This is a genomic window from Actinoplanes sp. NPDC089786 (genome assembly GCF_040684855.1).
Lineage (GTDB): Bacteria > Actinomycetota > Actinomycetes > Mycobacteriales > Micromonosporaceae > Actinoplanes.
The window spans coordinates 77,262-96,056 of sequence record NZ_JBFBGU010000020.1; the positions used below are offsets into that span (position 1 = coordinate 77,262).

The 18,795-nt window shown below is 73.2% G+C and carries 15 protein-coding genes; 5 read left to right on the forward strand and 10 right to left on the reverse strand.

Annotated features, from left to right (window positions below):
* Nucleotides 1–34: 34 nt before the first annotated feature.
* Nucleotides 35–703, reverse strand: coding sequence for a Crp/Fnr family transcriptional regulator (locus AB0O15_RS37250; protein WP_364329093.1), 669 nt, complete (start codon nucleotides 701–703; stop codon nucleotides 35–37).
* Between the two features lie 482 nt (nucleotides 704–1,185).
* Between AB0O15_RS37250 and AB0O15_RS37255 the strand changes: the two genes are divergently transcribed.
* On the forward strand, nucleotides 1,186–1,539 hold the full coding sequence (locus AB0O15_RS37255; RefSeq protein ID WP_364329096.1) for a hypothetical protein: 354 nt from the start codon (nucleotides 1,186–1,188) through the stop codon (nucleotides 1,537–1,539).
* On the opposite strand, the gene AB0O15_RS37260 is transcribed toward AB0O15_RS37255, so the two are convergent.
* Nucleotides 1,465–2,475, reverse strand: a complete 1,011-nt coding sequence (locus AB0O15_RS37260) for a hypothetical protein (RefSeq protein WP_364329099.1) — start codon at nucleotides 2,473–2,475, stop codon at nucleotides 1,465–1,467. The genes AB0O15_RS37255 and AB0O15_RS37260 overlap by 75 nt on opposite strands.
* A 513-nt stretch (nucleotides 2,476–2,988) precedes the next feature.
* On the opposite strand from AB0O15_RS37260, the gene AB0O15_RS37265 reads away from it, so the two are divergent.
* On the forward strand, nucleotides 2,989–3,936 hold the full coding sequence (locus AB0O15_RS37265) for a hypothetical protein (protein WP_364329102.1): 948 nt from the start codon (nucleotides 2,989–2,991) through the stop codon (nucleotides 3,934–3,936).
* A gap of 215 nt (nucleotides 3,937–4,151) precedes the next feature.
* Here AB0O15_RS37265 and AB0O15_RS37270 read toward each other — a convergent pair whose 3' ends face one another.
* The 3 genes from AB0O15_RS37270 to AB0O15_RS37280 all read right to left on the reverse strand — a co-directional run bounded on the left by AB0O15_RS37270 (nucleotide 4,152) and on the right by AB0O15_RS37280 (nucleotide 8,089).
* Nucleotides 4,152–5,282 (reverse strand): hypothetical protein, encoded by a 1,131-nt coding sequence (locus AB0O15_RS37270; protein WP_364329105.1) that lies wholly within the window; start codon nucleotides 5,280–5,282, stop codon nucleotides 4,152–4,154.
* Between the two features lie 307 nt (nucleotides 5,283–5,589).
* A complete protein-coding gene (locus tag AB0O15_RS37275; RefSeq protein WP_364329108.1) occupies nucleotides 5,590–7,779 on the reverse strand; it encodes a CATRA conflict system CASPASE/TPR repeat-associated protein in 2,190 nt (729 codons plus the stop codon).
* On the reverse strand, nucleotides 7,760–8,089 hold the full coding sequence (locus AB0O15_RS37280) for a CATRA system-associated protein (protein ID WP_364329111.1): 330 nt from the start codon (nucleotides 8,087–8,089) through the stop codon (nucleotides 7,760–7,762). Before AB0O15_RS37280 ends, AB0O15_RS37275 begins: the two co-directional genes overlap by 20 nt.
* Before the next feature lie 68 nt (nucleotides 8,090–8,157).
* Between AB0O15_RS37280 and AB0O15_RS37285 the strand changes: the two genes are divergently transcribed.
* Nucleotides 8,158–8,712 (forward strand): nucleotide-binding protein, encoded by a 555-nt coding sequence (locus AB0O15_RS37285; protein ID WP_364329114.1) that lies wholly within the window; start codon nucleotides 8,158–8,160, stop codon nucleotides 8,710–8,712.
* Nucleotides 8,713–8,789: 77 nt separating this feature from the next.
* Here the strand turns inward: AB0O15_RS37285 and AB0O15_RS37290 are convergent, their stop codons facing one another.
* Entirely contained in the window at nucleotides 8,790–9,983 is a 1,194-nt protein-coding gene (locus AB0O15_RS37290) for a hypothetical protein (protein WP_364329117.1), read from the reverse strand.
* 46 nt (nucleotides 9,984–10,029) lie between these two features.
* Here AB0O15_RS37290 and AB0O15_RS37295 point away from each other — a divergent pair, with 46 nt between their 5' ends.
* Both AB0O15_RS37295 and AB0O15_RS37300 read left to right on the forward strand, forming a co-directional pair.
* Complete coding sequence (locus AB0O15_RS37295) at nucleotides 10,030–11,772, forward strand: P-loop NTPase fold protein (protein WP_364329120.1); 1,743 nt, start codon at nucleotides 10,030–10,032, stop codon at nucleotides 11,770–11,772.
* A 26-nt stretch (nucleotides 11,773–11,798) separates the two neighbouring features.
* Nucleotides 11,799–15,071, forward strand: a complete 3,273-nt coding sequence (locus AB0O15_RS37300; RefSeq protein ID WP_364329123.1) for a CHAT domain-containing protein — start codon at nucleotides 11,799–11,801, stop codon at nucleotides 15,069–15,071.
* Between the two features lie 41 nt (nucleotides 15,072–15,112).
* Here AB0O15_RS37300 and AB0O15_RS37305 read toward each other — a convergent pair whose 3' ends face one another.
* From AB0O15_RS37305 to AB0O15_RS37320, 4 genes are read right to left on the reverse strand one after another with little or no spacing between them, the layout of a single operon-like run.
* Nucleotides 15,113–15,832 (reverse strand): protein DA1, encoded by a 720-nt coding sequence (locus AB0O15_RS37305; RefSeq protein WP_364329126.1) that lies wholly within the window; start codon nucleotides 15,830–15,832, stop codon nucleotides 15,113–15,115.
* Nucleotides 15,829–16,794, reverse strand: coding sequence for a hypothetical protein (locus AB0O15_RS37310; RefSeq protein WP_364329129.1), 966 nt, complete (start codon nucleotides 16,792–16,794; stop codon nucleotides 15,829–15,831). The genes AB0O15_RS37305 and AB0O15_RS37310 overlap by 4 nt, the downstream gene beginning before the upstream one ends.
* The gene (locus AB0O15_RS37315; RefSeq protein ID WP_364329132.1) at nucleotides 16,791–18,080 is read right to left on the reverse strand and encodes a protein phosphatase 2C domain-containing protein; all 1,290 of its coding nucleotides are present in this window, start codon (nucleotides 18,078–18,080) and stop codon (nucleotides 16,791–16,793) included. Before AB0O15_RS37315 ends, AB0O15_RS37310 begins: the two co-directional genes overlap by 4 nt.
* A complete protein-coding gene (locus tag AB0O15_RS37320) occupies nucleotides 18,080–18,790 on the reverse strand; it encodes a VWA domain-containing protein (protein WP_364329135.1) in 711 nt (236 codons plus the stop codon). The genes AB0O15_RS37315 and AB0O15_RS37320 overlap by 1 nt, the downstream gene beginning before the upstream one ends.
* Between the last annotated feature and the right edge of the window lie 5 nt (nucleotides 18,791–18,795).

Consider the following 18,795-nt stretch of genomic DNA (forward strand, 5'->3'; position numbering starts at 1 on the left):
CAAAGCCTGCTCTGAGCGCGTATAGGCAACAGGGTCAGCCTGTCTCCGCCCGCTCCGCGAGGCCGAGCAGGCCGGGCAGGTCGAGCACGACGATCCGGCGGTAGCCGGTCTGGATCAGGCCGAGCCCGCGCAGATTCCGGAGCGCCTTCTGCACGGTGTCCTCGGCCGACCCGACCAGGGCGGCCAGTTCGGTCTGGTTCAGCCGTACGCGGATCAGCACGCCGCCGCCGGCCGCCTCGCCGCACGCGGCCGCGATGTCGCCGAGCACCCGGGCCAGCCGGACGTGCACCGGGTAGGCCGGGAACTCCGAGCGCCGCGTGTTCGCCCACTGGAGCCGCTCGCCCACCGTCGCGGTGATCTGGTTGGCCACCCGCGGATGCGCCGCGATGAACGGCAGCAGATCGGCCTGCCGGATCACCGTGGACACCACCTCGTCGCAGGTGGTCACGGTGGCCTGCCGCTCGTCGCCGGTGACCGCGCCCAGCTCGCCGACGATGTCGCCGGGAAGACGGATACCGATCAGCCTCGGCACGCCGCCGGCCGCGTGGGTCACCTTCACGTAACCCTTGCGGAGGATCTCCACGTGCGTGTCCCGGGCGCCCTCGACCAGCAGGTGGACGCCGGGGCGCACGGTGCGGGTCACCCCCAGGGCGAGCAGCGCGTCGCGGTCCTCGGGGGTGAGCCGGTCGAGGAAGTGGCGCATCAGCACGACCCCGATCCGGTCCGGGGCGCGGATTCCGCCGTTGTCCGGAATCGGTCCGCCAGATCAGCGGTGCAATACCGGCGGAGGTACGGCCGGAGGCCGTACGGGTGGGAAGGAGTGTCCGCCGTGGAGTCGCATCTGATGGTGGAGCCGCCGCCGGCACGGTGAGCGGGCTCGGGGCGCCCGGCAGTCGCCCCCGGAAGATCCGCTGGTGACGGCTCGGCTGGCGGGCCGGCCGTCACCGGCGGATTTTCCGCTGCCCGGCCCGATCGGGCTGTTCGCTTCGTCATCTGCACACACCTCCGCCGGTATCTGACGGACCGTACGTCTGTCCGTCAGTATCCGGAGATGCGAGGTGGAGGAACGAACATGCGAAGCACGCGCCGATTACCGACAGCCGTCCGTCCCGTCGTGAGCCCGATCGGCGGCCCGGCGGTGCACAATGGCGTGATGATCAACAAGGCCGACGACCGGCCCGGACGATGAGCCTCTCGCCCGAGCAACGCGCTGAGCTGCAACGACTGCTCACCGACGAGTTGCGCGCCGCGGTACTTGCCGCGACCGATCGGGGCGCCGGGGCGGCCGGCCTGACCGGCCTCCTCGACGAACGCCGCCGCGCGGTGGAGTCACTCGCCGGCGGCCCGATCGCCGCCGGGCCACTGGCCGGTGGGCCACTCCCCGGCGGGCCATTCGACGGCGGGCCATTCGACGGCGGGCCATTCGACGGCGCTTCACTCGCCGGTGGGCAACTCGCCGGCGGTTCACTCCCCGCAGACGATGCCGATCGCCGTCGCGACGATCCGGCCTCGGGCGGCGGGGTCGGCGAGCAGCGCTGACACGAGCTCGTCCGAGGCGTCCGCGCCGCCGGGCCGCCGATCCAGCTGGTCGCTTCCGCTGCCCGCGCCGAACGCCGCGTTGACGACCCGCACCACGAGGGCCTCGGGGTCCTCGCCACCTCCCAGACCGGCCGCGATCGCGTCCACCGCGCCCGCGGCGATCGCGACCAGCACGTCGTCGGCGCGGTCCTCGGGCGTCATCGCCACCAGCGGGTTGACCTCGCCGGCGGCGTCCTCCGGCGGCGACGCCACGGGCGCGATCTTGCCACCGAGCGGACGCTCGATGTAGTCGGCGTACCAACCCGGCCGTCGCCGCATCGCGGCCTGCACCCGGTGCACGTCGGCCAGGACGGTTCGCGGGTCGCTGCCGGCCCAGTCGCCGGTCACCTCGGCCCGGAACGCCGCCCAGCTGTCCAGCGGCCAGGTGCCGGCGCCCGCGGTCTCCGGGACCCCGGCCCACTCCAGCATCCGCACGGCCAGCGTGCCCAGCCACTTGTCGCCGCCCAGCGCGGCGTCCAGCCACTTGGGCAGCCGCGGCCGCTGCTGGGCCCCGCGCAGGCCACGCCGGCGTCGATGGCCGTCCACCGTGGACGCGGTGAGCCGGCCGGTCAGCCAGGCCTCGAGGCTGATGATGCGGGCCTTGGCATTGTGCAGAAGATCGGCGACGACCGCCTCGACGTCGTCGTGGAAGCCGTCCACGCACTCGTCGGCCAGGCGGGTCATCGCGCTGGCGCAACGCCAGTGGCCGCGCCGGCGTTCGACCGGCCGGGTGATCCGGTGGAAGACGAGCGGCCAGGCCAGTTCGTAAGCGGCCGCGGAGAGCGCCGCGTATTGCACGGGCGTGGCGGCCAGCGCCGCGCTCGCGAGCCGACCGGCGAAAGCGAGTTCCCGTAACCGGTGAACCTCGCCCGGCCGGTGTTGATCTGCGCTGTTCACAACTTACCTTTCCAGGGGGTTGCGCAGGGGGTGCCTGAGCTGATCTATATAGAGGCGGTCAAGGTGCGCGAAGCAGACAAACCGCTGGAACCATCAGGAGTGTGGACGCAGGTGAGCCGCGTTGGCGATATCCAGGACGGCGAAACGGCGGTTCGCTGTCCATTACTGACGGTTACGCTGCGTACTCACGACGGAGCGGCAGCCTCGATCCACGGATCAGGCGAACCCGATCGGTGGTCAAATGCATCCGACCGAGGACTTGGCGGCGCCCCCGGGCCCCGCCCCTGGCTGGGGCAGATCGGCCGCTGCCATGATGACCTCTTGTGACTGGCCGATGTGGCCAGTTGCAGGCCGGCCTGACGGCGCAACTGGCCAGCAGCCCGTTCTGACGGCTGCCCGACAGTTCCCGCAGCTCCGAATTCCGTCACAGAGCGGAGTCGGATTCACCCGGACGTGAAAAGGTCACCCCTCGGGTGGCTGCTCTCCACCCGGGACTGACGGACGGAGTCGGCGATGTCCTTCTCGGACGAGTTGCACCGCGAACTGATCCACCTGAAGCGCGGCCGCGCCCTGCAGGACCCCGAGCTGGCCCGGCGGCTCGGCCCGCTGCTGCGCGAACTGAGCGGCGCGACCGGCGGCGACTCGGCCAAGATCCGCCAACGGGTACGCGGCTGGCTCACCGAACTGGCCGAAGACATGCCCCCCGACCTGCGACGGGCCGCCGAAGAGGCGCTGGCCATGGCGAACGGGGCCAACAGCCAGCTGACCCAGCGCGTACGCGGCTATGCCGAAACCATGCACTGCAGCGAGCGAACCGCGCGCCGCCGCGTGGACGAGGCGATCACGCTGCTCGTCCGGGCCGTCCGCGACCGGCACGACCCCGACGCGGTGACCGACCCCGGCTCCGGCTGGCGGGTGCGGGCCTTTGAGTCCCTGCTGCGCCTGGACACCCCGACCCCCGAGCTCTACGAGACCCGCACCATCGTGGCCGAACGCGAACTCGACCAGATCGAGATCAAACTGGACCTGCCACCGACCGGCCCCGAACCGGACGACCTGCCGCCGCTGGCCATCGACATGATCTACGGCGCCCGGCTGACCGGTGTCGAGGTGCACGACGCGGGCCGGCACTACCGCCTGACCATCACCCTGCCCCGGCGGCTGGTCCTCGACGAGCAGCTGCGCTTCTGCCTGCACTACCGGGTGCCGGCCGGCCGGCGCATCCGCGACCACTGCGCGATCGTGCCGCTCGACCCCTGCGACCAGGGGCAGATCCGAGTACGTTTCGGCGCCCCGCCGGCGGCCGCCTGGAAGGTGTCCGGCGTGCCGCCGCGACAGATGGACCGGTGCACCACCGAGCCCGGTTCGGACCGCCTCCAGCCGGACGGGGCGGGCGAGGTGGCGGCGCTGTTCCGCAACCTGCGCCAGGGCCACGGCTATGGCGTCGCCTGGCAGCGTTGACCCGGCCGCCTGTGGATAACGCGCGAGAACGTCATATTCGCGCGCTACATTCTCGCCCACCCAGAGGGGTGGGGGGCGGTGGCGGTGCGCGCGCGTTTCGAAGATCAACAACGGCGGTGTCGGCCTTCGGACTGACGGCGCGGCCGAGCTCGGTGCGGCCGAACTCGGGCTCGGCACGACCGGGCCCGGCACGACCGGGCCCGGCACGACCGGGCTTACGAGCGGCGGTCGCCGATGATGGCCATGACGGTCGTGACCAGGCGGTTCACGGTGGCGGCGTTGGCCAGGGCGCCGGAGACGCCGCCCAGGGGGTCGGCCACGGCGTGCGGGGCGCGGTTCAGGACGCTGGTGAAGGCGCCTCCGAAGACCGCTCGGACGACCTCGACCACGACCTCCTCGGCCCGGTCGCCGCGGGTCAGGCGCTCGTCGATGGCCCGGACCGCGTTGGACGCCAGCTCCAGCAGCTCGTCGTCGATGGAGCCGTCGGGGTCGCCCAGCGGCAGCGGCTTGACGATCGCGCCGGTCACCTCGCCGACCGGCGCCACCGCGACCGGCGCCTGCTTCACGCCCAGGGGGCGCTCGATGTAGGACTCGAACCAGGACGGGCGTCCGCGCATGACGGTCAGCACGGTCTCGACCTCGCGGGCGACCACGCCGGGATCGCTGCCCGCCCAGTCGCCGGTGCGCAGGCCACGCCGGTGTGACCAGGACTCCAGCGGCCACACCTCGGAGCCGGCGGTGGCGTCCACGCCGACCCAGACCAGCATCTCGGTGGCCAGCGAGATCAGCCACGGGTCGTGCCCGAGGCCCGCGGCGACCCACTGCGGCAGCCGGGGGCGTTGCAGCGCGCCACGCCGGCCGCGCTGGCGCCGGTGGCCGTTCACGGTGGCCGCGTTCAGGCGGCCGGTGACCCACGCCTCCAGGTTGAACACGGGGCGGCGAGCATTGGTGAGCAGGTCGTCGACCACCGACTCGACGTCGTCGTGGAAGCGGTCCAGGCACTCGTCGGCGAGGCGCTCCACCCCGGAGGCGCAGTGCGGGTGGCCGCGGGTCAGCTCGACGCGGCGGGTGACGCGGGCGAAGACGATCGGCCAGACGATGGCGTACGCGGCGCCGGACAGCCGTACCCGCTCGGCGCCGCCGGCGACCGCCACCACGTCGGCCAGGCGGCCTTCGCGGGCGAGCTCGCGTACCACCTTGACCGGTGCTTCGCCGCCCTCCGGAACGACCGTCGACGGGGCGGAACGGGAGGCGTAGACGCCTCCGGGCGAGGAGTTCCTCGGCCGGCGCACCGACCGGATCACGGCCTCGTCCAGGCGGACCGTCGTCGCGCTCGAAAAGCCCACCGGGGCTCCTTTCGATCATCCTGCGGGGGGACGGCCGCGGAGCGGACTCCGTACGCCGTTGGTTGAAGCTTTGCCGAGACGGCCACCGAGCGCGAGGGTCCGGGCACGGGTTGCACCGGTTGGTGGCCCTATTCGACACCTTCATCCGACGGGCGCGCGGATGATCGTCGAGGAGGGACGGTGATGTCCGGATGGTGATCGTGAGCCGAACGGCGGATGGCCCATCCGTCAGTGATCATCGTCGATCCGGCGGACGTTTTCGATCAGGGTCCCGATCAAGGGCGGACGAACGGTTGCGCCGTGACGCTCAGGACGAGGCGTGGTACGCCGCCAGGCCGGCCAGGTGGTCGGTGGTGATCAGTTCGGGGTCGTCGGTCCGCGGGGTGCACCCGGCGATCCGCAGCAGCTGGATGATCTGGGCCTTGCCCAGGCGCTGACTGCCCTCGTCGGCGGTGATCCGGACGGTCTGGCGGCCGGCCAGGTCGCCGATCGGGCGGACCGGGCCCAGCTCGACCACGATCGTGCGGTCCGGTTGCCGGGCCATGGCCATGCCCGCCCGGAACAGCACGTCACGCTCGGCGCCGTCGCCGGGGGTCAGGACGACGATCGCGGCCTGGTTCTCGACGAAGGCCTGGTCGAGGATCTGACCGGCGTACGGCATGGTCACACCGGTCTTGCGGGACAGCTCGTCCCAGTCGAGCGGGCGCAGGTCGAGGTCGGTGAGCAGCGCGCCGACCGCCTGCCGGGCCTGCTCGTCGGCGCCGTGGATGAGGAAGACGTCGCGGCGGCGCGGGGGCGGCTCGGTCTGGGGTCCGGGGGTCGCGGGCCGCGCGCCGCCCAGCCACAGCCACGCGTCGCGGCTGAAGTCCTTGACCCGCACCGGGACCCGGGTGAAGTGGGCCGGCTCCACGCCCTCATGGCCGGCGACCACGACATCGTCATGCAGCCGGTCGGAGATCAGCGCGACCAGGTCGGCGGCGGCGTGCTCCTCGACCGCGGCGCGCAGCGGGGCGCTGTCGAGCAGCCGGCCGGCCTCGATGATCGTGTTGCCACTGAAGCCGATGGCCGCCCGCGCGAACGGGCCCTCCACCACCGACAGCCGCACCCGGATGCGGTCGCCGGGATGGGCCGCGTTGTCGGCGACGATCTCGCTCCGCCAGCCGCCGAGCAGGCCGGGCAGCACCCGATGGGCCTCGAGCCGGGCCGGCAGCACCACCATCATGCCGTCGCCGGCGTCCTGCCGGTCGGTCTCGGGCAGCGCCACCTCGATGCGGTCGAGCACCCGCCCGGCCACGTCGGCCAGCCGCCTCTGCACGGCGTGCTGCTGGGGCACGGTCCGCGAGCTGTAGCCGACGACGTCGACGCCGAACGCCAGCCGCTGCTCGACCCGCCCGAGGTCGGCCGTCGGCTCGCCGGTGCTCCAGCCCGCGCCCGTGAAGGGTTTCCGCGCGGCCGGCCGGGGCTCGGCCGGCGGCCACGGGCTCGCGCTGATCGCCCGCATCCGGCCGGCCCGCTCGAGGGTCGTCTCCAGCACCGTGACCTGGTCGGACAGCTCCTGCGCGAGCCACTTGGCCAGCGCGTCGTCGGTCGGCAGGGGTCCGCCGGGCATCGCCGCGTCCATGTTGTCCCGGGCGATCTCGACGCTGTGCCGCATCCGCTTCACGGCCGCCAGCGACGCGATCAGGTCGGCCTCGTCGGCCGCCACCTCGGCCAGGTCAGGCCGGGGCTCGTCGAGACTTCGATCAAGACGTTCGCGTACGGACGAGAGCACGCGAGCGTCCCCCAGCACGCGGGCGTGGTACCGCACCTTGGCCGCGTGCATCAGGTAGCGCCCGAGCGGTGGCAGCGCGGTGCCGCCGTTGCTCCAGGTGAACCGGCTGAGCCGGGAGTCCTCGTCGGGCCGGGCCACCACCACCAGCCGGCGGCCGGCCCGGTCGCCGCCCGCGGTCGCCTCCCACACCGCGAAGTCGTCCAGCTCGGACCGCCGCGTCCACCACCCGATGCCGTCGTCGTCGCGGGCGGGCAGCCCGCCCGGCAGGTCGGCCAGGCCGGGCCGGCGGGCCTTGGCCTGGTGGATCGCCACGACGCTGAGCAACGCCCCGGTGCCGGTCGAGGTCAGGCCGGCCCACCAGCGACCGAACTCGGGCCAGCCGGGCGGCGCCACCGTCCCCAGCCCGAACCGGCGCCGGCGGGGCGGGTCGACGGGCGTGGCCATCACCAGCGACAGGTTGAGAACGTCGTGCTCACGGCGTACCACAGCCTGGAAGTTGATCTCTGGATCCTGAAGACCGGCCACGGCGCCGTCAGCCAGGTCGGCGAACCCGGCCGGGAGCTCGCCGGGCAGGCTCGCGCCCAGGATCGGCTGGGTCATCCCCAGCTGGGTCCGGCAGTTGTCCCACAGCGCGCGGACCTGCCGCTCGGCCGTCGCGGCGGCGGGACCGTCGAGCGGGGCGAACACGTGGGCGACGAACTCCTGCTCAACGACTCGGCCGGCCATCGTCATCCTTGGGCTGGTCGCGGCTCAGCGAGTGGACGAGGGTGTTGCGGCGCTCGAGCACCGGCTCGGGAATGCCGCCGGTCTCGGTGCCGCCGATCCGCAGGGCCCGGGTCGGACCGCTGAGCTCCAGGTCGGCCACGGCGTCGCGCAGTTCCTCGGGGTCGCCGGCGGCCAGCGCGTCGGCGAGCCGCCCGAGGATCAGCGTCACCTGTTCCCAGCGCTGAGGCGTCAGCTCCCAGAGCACGATGTCGCGCAGCACGTCGAGGGCGTCGTCGACGGTCTCCCGATCAAGACCTGCTCGGTTGTCCATACCGCTATCTGACGGACCGGCGCCGCGGTCACCCGTTCGAGCTGGTCACCGCGGATACGATCGGCCGCATGCCCAACCCTCGCGACGTCTTCGTGATCCACGGCCGGGACTCCGAGGCGCGCCGCGCGCTGTGGACGTTCCTGCGGGCGATCGACCTGCACCCGCTCGACTGGGAGGAGATCGTGCGCAAGACCGGGCGCACGGTCCCGTACACCGGCGAGGTGTTGCGCGAGGCGTTCCAGCAGAACCAGGCGGCGATCGTGCTGATGACGCCGGACGACGGCGCCTACCTGCACCCCGACCTGCGCGGGAACGGCGAGCCCCCGTACGAGGTCACCACCACCGGCCAGCCGCGGCCGAACGTGCTGCTGGAGGCCGGCATGGCCCTGGCCCTGCAGCCCGAGCGCACGCTGATCATCGAGATCGGCGCCCTGCGACCGGCGTCCGACATCGCCGGCCTGAACGTGATCCGGTTCAACGGCCGGGTGCAGAGCCTGCACAGCATCGCCAAGCGCCTGGAGGCGGCCGGGTGCGCCGTCAACACCGACGGCACCGACTGGCTCGACGTGTCCCGCTTCGAGAAGCTGGCCGCCTACACCCGGTCGTACCCGGCCCAGCTGTAGTCGGCGAGCTTGCTCGGGATGATCCAGAGCGTCCCCCGGAGGGTGACTCCGCCTTGGCCTTGGCCGTCCCACCCGGATCATCGGCGGCAACGGAACCACGGCCGCCGATGCGGCGCGGGCAGGCCGCGCAGTTCCATCCACCGCGCGTACGCGTTGACCGAGCCGCGCCGATCGAGCAGAGCATCGACCGCCGCGAGCGCGCCGGGCACACACGCCGCGCCGCCCAGCCAGGCGCGGACCGCCTCGTCGAGCTGCTCGTCCCGGTCGTGCCAGTCACTGATCACGACCGCCGCGGCGACCAGCGCCGGCGCCGGATCGCCGCGCAGCCGCTCGGTCACCGCGGCCAGGCAGGTCCGCCGCACGCCGGCCGGCAATACCATCACGATCGACGCCACCGTGGCCGGCACCGTGACCGCCAGCAGGGCCTGGACCAGCCGCTCACCGTGCGCCGTGACAACGCCGGGATGGACCTGACCCAGACTGTCCGCGAGCCAGCCGTCGTCGTGCCGGGTCATCGCGCCCAGCCGGGAGATCACGTCGCCCACCACCGTGTGCGCGGCCAGCAGGCGGGCCGTCAGGTCGGCCGGGCGCAGCCGCCCCGCCGCCACGAATGCCCCGATCAGGTCGAGGTCGGCGACGCACAACGTGCCGGCGTGCACCCGGTCGTCCAGGAAGTCGTCGGCCGGCGCCGGTTCGATCTCGACATCGTCCGGCGCGCCGAGCACGAAGACCCGGAGCTCGTCCGCCGTGGCCGGGACCCAGCGCCACAGGCACCGCCCCAAGGCCCGGAACCGGGACTCGTCGGCCGCGCGTCCGACCTGCTCGGCGACGATCGCGGCCCGCGTGGCGCCGTCCACGGAGGCCATCCGCGCGCCGAGCATCGCGGCGTCCAGCGCCCCGCACGGGTCCTTGACCCGCAGCTGCCGCCACCACGCGTCACCGCCGACCCGCGCGTCGATGGCCTTCTTCTCGATCCGATCGCCAAGGTGGGCGCGCAGCCGGTTCTCCAGGTCGGTGCCGCACGGCCAGTCCCGTGGCTCGTACCCCAGCTCGGGGTGCCGTGCCCAGAACCGCACGAAGTCGTCGGCCGCGGGCCCGATCTCGTCACACGACAGCGGAATCCTCTGACCCCCGGCACGCTCCAGCAGCTCGGCGAACGCGGTGCCCTCGGCCGTCCGCAGCGCCGCCAGAATCCCCACCGGCTTCTCCTCGGGCGGCTCGGTGACCTGCGAGTCCAGGAACTCGCACAGAAAGTCGATGCCGAACGTCATGGCGTGATCTGACGGACGCGCGCCGCCCGTCCGTCAGAACGCATCGATGGACGATCACGTGGAACACCGTGACGCGCGGCTGGCGCGCCGGGTCACGGCTGCCGCCGCGCGGATCCTCGCCGAGCCGGAGTTCGCCGGCTACCTCCATGACAACGAGCAGGTGAACTACGTGCTCGCCGATGCCGCGGGGAAGAGCCGCGAGATCACGGCCGACTACCGGAAGATGATGGGTACGTTGCGCCGGCGCACGTTGTTCGCCACAGCGACCGGCTCTGTCGTGACGCTCGGCGGCATCATCTTCGCCCTCACCACCGCCACCGAGGTCGCCACGGCCGCGCAGGGGAACGCAGCCGGACCATGGACTCTCGCGTTGATGGGCGCCCTCCTGCTGACCCCGCTCGTCTGGGTCGGCGCCGGACACACGCGCAAGCTGATCGCCGAGCGCCGGCACTGCGGCAAGGTGCTGGTGGACGAGATCAGGCCGGTGCTCCGCGACGCCATCGACAAGGCCGTCGAGGACCGACGGCCGCCTGTCCTCCGGATCACCTCCGCACCCGGCCTCGCCGCGGTCCCGAACCGGCTGCATCGAGTGACCCGGCCCGAGTTCCTCGGCGTCGACGCCCTGATGCGAGACTTCAACGCGACCTCGGTGATGATCAACGGCCCCCGGGGCGCCGGCAAGACGACCTTGCTGCACTTCCTGAACGAACGGGAAAGCCTGCCGCCGGACCTGGTCGTCTCCACCGCCGCGCCGTCGGCGTACGAGGCCAAAGATTTCATCGTGTTCCTGTTCAAGAAGCTGTGCGAAGGCGTGCTGGAGCACCCACGGGCGAACCAGCGGCTCCGCAAGCGCGCCCGGACCGAATTGCTCAGACTCACCTACCTGCAGAACCTCTCCGTGGACCGCGGCCTGGTGGTCAAGATGCAGGGGGCCGTCGACCTCGGCTGGAAGTCGATCAAGCAACTGCTCCAGCAGCCACCCGGGCTGCCGGAACTCGTCGAGCGGTACCGGCGCTTCGCCGAGACGATCGTGACGTGGCTGGCGGGCGGCCGGCTCGTCGTGATCGTGGACGAACTCGACCAGATGGAGGATCCGGCCGACGTCGCCCGCTTCGTCAACGAGATCAAGGGCATCTTCGGCGTCTCCGGATCCACCCACATCGTCTCCATCTCGGATGACGCGCTCACCCAGCTCGAGGGCCGCGCGAGCGGTGTGCGGTCCGCCTTGGACAGCGCGTTCGAGCACATGGCGCCGCTCGGCATCCTGACCCTCGACCAGTCGGCCGAGTTGCTCCGCCGGCGTGTCATCGGCTATCCGCTGGCGTTCACCGCGCTCGGCCACGCGCTGGCCGGCGGACTGCCGCGCCACCTGATCCGCGAGGCCCGCGCGCTCATCGTGGCGGCGAACGCCGGCGGTGACCGCGGCTTGGCCGCCCTGACCGAGCGTGCCGTCGGCCGCAAGCTCGGCGAGCTGCGCAAACGATTCCTGCCCCTGATGACGCCGCTGACCGACGACCCGCCATCCCGCATCCTGCTGGATCACGGCGAGTCCCTGCTCCGGAACCCGTCCGACGACCCGGAGACATGCCTGCTGCTCGGCGTCGAGCTGCGCTTCCACGGCACCGTCCTGCAGATCTTCGGCCGGCCGCCCCAGCCCGGCCATCCCACGCATCCCCGGCTGGCTTACGCCGCCGGGGAACTGGCCGCCATCCGCAGCATCCTGCCGGCCCACGCCAAGGTCGCACGGGACCAGCTGACCGCCCTGCGTACCGAACTCGACCTGGTCTGAGTCACGGCTGTCCGTCAGGGATCGGCATGGAGTATCGGGAAGCGTACGAGTCGGCGCCGGCCGGGAGTCCCGCCGCGGCGCGGGCCGCCTGGGCGCTCGGGCGGGAGCTGGCGGAGCGGTACTTCAAGCGGGACGGCTCGGAGGCGGACCGGGACGAGGCGGTCGAGTTGCTGGACGAGGCGCTCGGGGTGCCGCTGGAGCGGCCGTCGGTCGTGCATGTCGGGCTCGCCCTGCTGCTGTTCTTCCGGGTGATGCCGATGCGGCCCGGTCCGGACGCGCAGGGCGAGGGCGCGATGGCGCTGGCCGGGGCGTTGATGAGTGGCGCCCTGAACGATCCGCGGCTGTTCCCGGACCGGGATCGGGCGCTGGCCCACCTGCGCTGGGTGCTTCGGCACGAGCCGGCGGACTCCGAGGTCGTCCCGTACGCGGAAGCCCTGGTCGCGATGCTCGGACTGGTCGGCGCGGGCAACCCGCTGGCCATGATCGCGGCGCTGGCGTCGGTGGCGCCGCGGGTGGCCGGCGGGCTGGCGCCGATGGCCGACCTGCTCACCGGGGTCGCCGGGGAACGGCCGCCGGAGGTGTTGCTGCCGGCCTTCGACCGCGTGCTCGACCAGTTGCCGGCCGGGCACCGGCTGCGGCCGATCATCCTGGCCGAGGCGGGCGCGCTGCTGGCCCGGCGCGGGCATGTGGACGGGCTGCCGGATCAGCTCGCGGGCCTGGCCGGCGCCTGGCGGACCGCGCTGGCCCAGGTGCGCGACGACGACCCGGGCCGGGAGACGACGATCCGCCGGCTGACCGGGATATTGCTGACCGCCACCGCGTACACCGGCGACCCGGACGGGGTCGCCGACATCGTGGCGACCGCCGACCGCCTGGTGGCCGAGGGCGGCGGACGTGAGCGTTTCCTCCGCGGGATGGCGCTCACGCTGCGCGGACGGCTGAACCGTGATCCGGCCGACCTGCGCGCCGCCGTCGACGATCTGCGGGCCGCGCTGGCCGCCGTGGACGCCGGCGACGACCTGCGCCCGGCGATGACCGGGATGCTCGGCGCGCTGCTCAACGACCGCTACCTCGACCAGGGTGTGATCGCCGACGCCGAGGCGGGGGCGGAGCTGCTGGCCGGCGGCGACCTGGTCGCCGCGGGCCTGCTGTCGCGGGCGATCCTGGCCGTGCAGCGCCGCGACGCCGGCGAACTCGACGCCGTGATCGACGGCCTGGCCACCACCCAGCGGCCGGACGACTACCCGTGGCGCTCCCGCCTGGACGCCGCGCTGGGCCTGGCCCATCTGGCCCGGGCGTCCCGGCCGGGCGACGTCGAGACGGGTCTCTCGCTGCTGCGCCGGGCCGGCGACGAGCTGGCCGTGGAGATGACCGGCCGGCCGGCGCTGCGGGCGGCGGGGGCGGCCGCGGCGGTGCTGGACGGCATCGTCCGCGACGACGACCGGGCGGTGGCCGAGGCCGCGACCAGGCTGGACGAGATCGTCGGGGAGACGTCACCCGATCAGGTCGCGCTTCTCGCGCTGAGCGCCCAGATCCACTTCCTCCGGTACGAACGTGAGCCCTCCGCCGCCGACCTCGCCGGCGTGGTGGCCCGGTTCGAGCGGGCGGCCGCGGCGCTCGACGGCGTGTCCGCCCACCCGCTGGCCGCGCACGTGCACGCCCAGCGGTCGGAGGCCCTTCATCTCGCCGGCGAGACCGCCGCGGCCGCGGCGAGCGGGCTGGCCGCCCTGCGCGCGTTCGGCGACGACGTGCTGCTCCAGACCGGCACCGCCCACGCGGTCGAGTCGGCCCGCCGGGCGGCCGGCTTCGCCCGCCGGATCGCCGACCGCTGCCTGGCCGCCGGCCGGCCGGAGCCGGCGTTCACCGCCCTGGAGCTGGGCCGCGGCCTGGTCCTGCACAGCGCCATGACCACCGCCTCGGTGCCGGCCCGGCTCCGGGCGGCCGGCCACGGCGAGCTGGCCGCCGAGTGGGAGTCGGCGCCGCCCGGTTCCGGGCAAGAACGAACGTTCTTTTTCGCTGGGGGTGAGCCGCGCCATCACACCGGCCTTGACCAGGGCGTCAACACGTCGGCCACCACCGGCCGCCACGGACTCGCCGACACACATGGTGCCGACGCGGTCGCGCACCTCGCCGGGGCCACGATCGTCGTGCCGTCCGATCTGCGGCCACGGGTGTTGTCCGTGCTGCGCGAGCGGTTCGGGGCGGGCGCCCTGGCCGCGGTCCCGAGCCCGGCCGAGGCCGGCGCGGCGGCCGGCGCCGATCTGGTGGTCTACCTGCTGGGCGGCCACGACGAGGTGCCGGGACGGTTGTTGACGGTCCGGCCCGACGGTGGGCTCGAGGTCGTGGCGGCGCCCGGGCTTCGCCTCGACCATCCGGCCCTGGTCGACTATCTGGCCGCGCATGACCGCCATTCCACCGATGTCGGCGACGGGACCTGGCGCGCATGCCTCGCGGCGGTGTGCGACTGGGCCTGGGAGGCCCTGATCGTTCCGCTGGGCGAGCCGGGGAGCGTGGTGCTGATCCCGCTCGACGCCCTGGCCTACGTCCCGTGGCACGCGGCGCGAACGGCCGGCCCGCGTTATGCCGTCGAGCGGTTCGCGTTCTCCTATGCCGCGTCGGTCCGGCAGCTCGCCGCGGTCACCCGGCGCCCACCGGCCACCGGCCAGGCGGTCCTGCTGGCGGATCGCACCAGCAGCCTGCCGGTGGCGCCCGAGGAGGTCGCGGCGGTGCGCGCGACCTCGTACCCGGAAGCTGTGGTCCTCGATCACGCCCGCCCCGGCGACCTGATGACCGCGGTGGCCGGGAATCCGGCCGTGCTGCATCTGGCCTGTCACGCCCGGACCGACCGCTCGGCGGATTGCTCGCACCTTGCCCTGGCCGGTGAGAGCCTGACGGTGGCCCGGATCCTGGCCGAGGGCGGGCCGGGCGGCCTGGTTGTGTTGTCCGCGTGTTCGAGCGACCTGACCGTGGCCGACCACGACGAGGCCCTGACCCTGGCCACGGCGTTCCTGGCGGCGGGCGCGACCAGTGTGGTCGGCTCGCGCTGGTCGGTCGACGACCGCACGACCGCCTGCCTGATGGTGATGTTCCACCACTACCGGACCGCGGAGAAGCTCGCCGACCGTGACGCCCTGCGGAAGGCCCAGCTCTGGATGGCGGACCGGGATCGGAAGGTGCCGGCGGCCCTGGAGTCGACGATGCCCACGCTGATGAAGGGATGTCGCACGGCGATGAGCGAGCCGTCGGCCTGGGCACCGTTCATCCACCAGGGCGGCGAGCGAAGGCACCTGGGCGGCTAGGGAAGGCACCAGGGCGGCCAGGGAAGGCACCAAGGCGGCGGCTAGGGCAGGCGGCCGGTCGAGAGTAGTCCATTGAGGACGGTGTCGACGCCGTGCCGGCGGATGGCCGCGTGGACCAGGCGGAAGCCGCCGCCGTAGACCGGCTCCGGGTTGCGGGTCATCTGCTCGCGCAGCACTTCGGCCATCGCGGTGCCGCGGCGCTTCAGCCAGGCGTACGCGAAAAGCTCGCAGGTTCCCTCCTCGACCACGTCGTCGACCGTCGTGGCGCCGCGCAGCCCGAGCCAGGCGTGGCCGATCTCGTGCGCCACCGCGCGGCCGAAGTACAGCTCGGGCAGCCCGGCGACGACGCAGATCTCGACCACCCGCCGGCCGCCGGCCCCGCCGATCACCTGTTGTGTGGCGCCCAGCAGCATCCCGCTCGCCGGCCCGCCGACCAGGCCGGCCACCTCGTCGTACGGCACGATCCGCACCAGCACCCGCTCGGGCAGATCGAGTCCCATCGCGGCCATGTCGCGCCGGATCACCGGCAGGTGCTTGCGGGCCTGCTCCTGGGTGTTCACCGCGTCGGCGGCGCAGGTGGGACAGCGGTGCACCCCGTCAGCCAGGGCCAGCCAGCCGGCCGCCCGCGGGTCGGCGTCACCGCGCCCGCAGAACACGCACCGCACGGCCACCGGATGCGTCGCGCAGGTGACCTCGTCGTGCAGCGAGGTCCGCCACACGGTGGGCGTGCCGCCGCAGACCGTGCAGCGCGCCGAGGTCACCGGCGCACCATCTTCCCGGTGGCCGGGTCGCGCACCCACCCCTCGTGGCGCGGCTCGGGCACCGCGGTGGAGGCGGTCTTCACGAACGCCCGCCCGGTCAGCCGATGGTCGAAGTAGCGGCCCCAGTGCTGCGCGGTGGGCCGGTCGTTCGGGATGTGGCCGAGGGCGGCCCGCAGCATGATCTGGCCCTGGTGGTCGAGCGCGGCGTCGGCCCGGCCGGGGTCGACCGTGGTCGAGACCTGGTCGCCGGTGCTGAGGCAGCGCAGCACGAACAGCCCGTACTTGAAGCGGTCGGTGTAGACGGTCAGCCAGCGTTCCGGCGCCTCCCAGTCGGGCGCGTTGAGCTGGGCCACCACCGCGGCGCTGCCGGCCAGCCGGACGGCGTCGCAGTCGACCAGCATCACGGCCGCGTCCGGGTGCAGGCTGAACACCTCGTTCTTGGCGTTGAGGTCGCCGAAGACGAGCTTGTGCCGGTGCAGCAGGTGCAGCGCGGCGGCCAGGTCGCGGCAGAGGGCGAGCCGCTGATCGAGGGTCGGCACCGGCATCCCGACCACCCGGGCCCGGTCCGGCGGGATCAGCAGGTTCTGCACGTCGCGGGTGGACCGGGTGGCGGCGCCGGTGCCGGGCAGCACCCGGTCCTGCATGAAGGCGGGCGGGATCAGGTGCATGACCACGCCGCGGACGGTGCTGCCGTCCTCGACCACCCGCAGCGGCCAGATGGCGCGCCGGTCGAGCCGCGCCCGCTCGGCCGGATCGAGGTCGTTGCGCGCCTTGACCAGGCGGCGCAGTCCCTGCGGAGGTTGCTGGCCGGGCTTGTACTCCTTGTAGACCAGCGGGCCGGGGGCGTCGGGCAGGGACAGGGCGGGTGCGGCGTACACCACCGCCTGCCCGCCCTGCCCGAGTTTCGCCCCGAGCCCGCCGAGCCGGCCGACCGGCAGGGATTCGGAGGAGGCCGGGTTCATGGCACCCAGATCGCGACGGCCGTGCGGTCGTCGTCGTGCGAGCGCCGGGCGAAGTCGACCTGGCCGGCGAACGCGAGCGGCGCGGGCGGCGTACGCCAGGATTCGGCCAGGAACCGGCCCACCGGCCCGGACCCGTCCTGCAGCGGGTCGGCGATCCCGTCGCTCATCAGGACCAGCACGTCGCCCGGGCGGAGCAGCGCCTCCTGCGGCACCTCGTCGCGGCGCCGGCCGGGCAGGGCCCGGGTGATGCTCGAGGCCGGCCCGTCGCCGCTGTTCTTGATGTCGTGCAGCGACTTCCAGACCCGGCCGTCCCGCAGCACCCAGGCCGGCGAGTCACCGATCGCGAAGACGTGCGCGGGCAGCCCGCCGTCGACCGGTTGCAGGTCGACGACGCCGAACAGCGCGGTCGCGGCCATCGTGGCCGCCACCTCGCGGTAGGCGACCGCGGCGCCGTCCGGCACGTCCATGAAGGGCTGGGCGACGATGCAGACGCGCCGGCTGAGCTCCTCGATCAGGCCCGGCCAGTCCAGCCGGTCGGCCGGGGTGGTGTCGAGCATCCCGGCCAGGAGCTCGCAGCCCTGCCGGGTGATCAGCGACGCCGCCTTGTGCGACAACTCGCTGTTGGAGACGCCGTCGGCGACGGCGGCGACCAGGAAACGGCCCGATGGGGTACGCCGGAACGCGTAGTCGTCCTGGCGGACGGTCCCGGCGTACCGATGCCCGAGCCCGCGCACGCTGGCCGCCCGCACGTGCAGCAACGCCTGGCGGTTGGCGCCCTGGATCTCCACGCCGTCCAGCACGGTGTCGCGGCGGTCCCATTCGGCGGGGTCCGGCACCGCACGCACCTTGCGCGCGGCGTTGCCCGGGTCCCCCACCGAGTACGGCGTGAACGAGCCCTCCCACGGCCGGTCGGCCGCGATCGCCCGGAACAGCCCGGCCGGGTCGTCCCGATGGTCCACCACCCGGATGTCCACGGTCGGGTGGCTCGCGGTGAGCACCTCGCACTCGGCCTGCCAGTCGCCCCCCGGGTCGGTGTCGGTGACGACCATGAGCAGCGGCCGTTCGGCGCGGTCGCACCGCATGTTGTTGGCGAAGCGCCGGAACGCGTCGCCGTACGACCGGCCCGGCCCGGGCGCGGCCGGGATCGACTGGTAGAGGCCGAGGGTGTGCGAGTGCCAGCCCAGCTCGCCGATGTCCGGCGCGAAGGCCTTGGTGATGTCCTCGGCCGCGGCCGCCCGGTTGGGGCCTTCGGCCAGGTCGATGAGCAGGTAGAGGTTCCCGCTCATCAGACGAAGTCGTCCGCGTCGTACTGCTTGATGCCGGCCGGCAGGCTGCTCTTCGGCGGCAGGATCATGCCGGTGTTGCCGTCGGCCAGGCTGTACCCGGACTGGATCATGCTGGAGATGAGGATCTCGGCCATCGCGGTGATCGCCGAGGCCGGGTCGAAGCCCGCCTCCATCATGTAGAGGGCCATCTTCTTGGTGCCCTGAGCGGGGTGGATCAACGAGCCCATCACCTTGACGTCGGCCTCGTCGACACCGCAGGGAATGAAGTTGGGGTACGCCTTCAGCGAGGTCAGCTCGCCGAACGCCTGCCGCCACGACGCCTCGGCGTCCAGCGGCTCGCCGTCGCTGATGAACCACACGGCCGGCCGGTGCACCAGGTACTGGTCGGCCTTGAGCTGGGCGACGTTCGCCTCCATCTCCTTGCGCAGCGTGGTGAACGCGGCGGTGAAGTTGGTGCCGCCGCGCGCGGCCAGGCCGGGCAGGCTGAGGTTGGGGTCGAGCAGGTCGCACAGCGGCAGCCGGACCTTGGCGTCGTCGGCGAAGTCGATCAGCCCGAAGCGCACCTTGTCGGAGAGGATCGGGTTCTCGGCCAGCGCGTCCACGATGGCCGGCAGGATGTTGTTGGCGGCCCTGAGCTTGTCGCCCTCCATCGAGAACGAGACGTCGACGACGAGATAGAACGGCAGCAGTTTCGCTCCGGCGTGTTCCATGGTTC

Bases quoted from the DNA above. Each gene is read 5' to 3' on its own strand.
- AB0O15_RS37250 (WP_364329093.1), bottom strand. From the start codon at position 703: ATGCGCCACTTCCTCGACCGGCTCACCCCCGAGGACCGCGACGCGCTG.
- AB0O15_RS37255 (WP_364329096.1), top strand. From the start codon at position 1,186: ATGAGCCTCTCGCCCGAGCAACGCGCTGAGCTGCAACGACTGCTCACC.
- AB0O15_RS37265 (WP_364329102.1), top strand. From the start codon at position 2,989: ATGTCCTTCTCGGACGAGTTGCACCGCGAACTGATCCACCTGAAGCGC.
- AB0O15_RS37275 (WP_364329108.1), bottom strand. From the start codon at position 7,779: ATGGCCGGCCGAGTCGTTGAGCAGGAGTTCGTCGCCCACGTGTTCGCC.
- AB0O15_RS37280 (WP_364329111.1), bottom strand. From the start codon at position 8,089: ATGGACAACCGAGCAGGTCTTGATCGGGAGACCGTCGACGACGCCCTC.
- AB0O15_RS37285 (WP_364329114.1), top strand. From the start codon at position 8,158: ATGCCCAACCCTCGCGACGTCTTCGTGATCCACGGCCGGGACTCCGAG.
- AB0O15_RS37290 (WP_364329117.1), bottom strand. From the start codon at position 9,983: ATGACGTTCGGCATCGACTTTCTGTGCGAGTTCCTGGACTCGCAGGTC.
- AB0O15_RS37295 (WP_364329120.1), top strand. From the start codon at position 10,030: ATGGACGATCACGTGGAACACCGTGACGCGCGGCTGGCGCGCCGGGTC.
- AB0O15_RS37300 (WP_364329123.1), top strand. From the start codon at position 11,799: ATGGAGTATCGGGAAGCGTACGAGTCGGCGCCGGCCGGGAGTCCCGCC.
- AB0O15_RS37310 (WP_364329129.1), bottom strand. From the start codon at position 16,794: ATGAACCCGGCCTCCTCCGAATCCCTGCCGGTCGGCCGGCTCGGCGGG.
- AB0O15_RS37315 (WP_364329132.1), bottom strand. From the start codon at position 18,080: ATGAGCGGGAACCTCTACCTGCTCATCGACCTGGCCGAAGGCCCCAAC.
- AB0O15_RS37320 (WP_364329135.1), bottom strand. From the start codon at position 18,790: ATGGAACACGCCGGAGCGAAACTGCTGCCGTTCTATCTCGTCGTCGAC.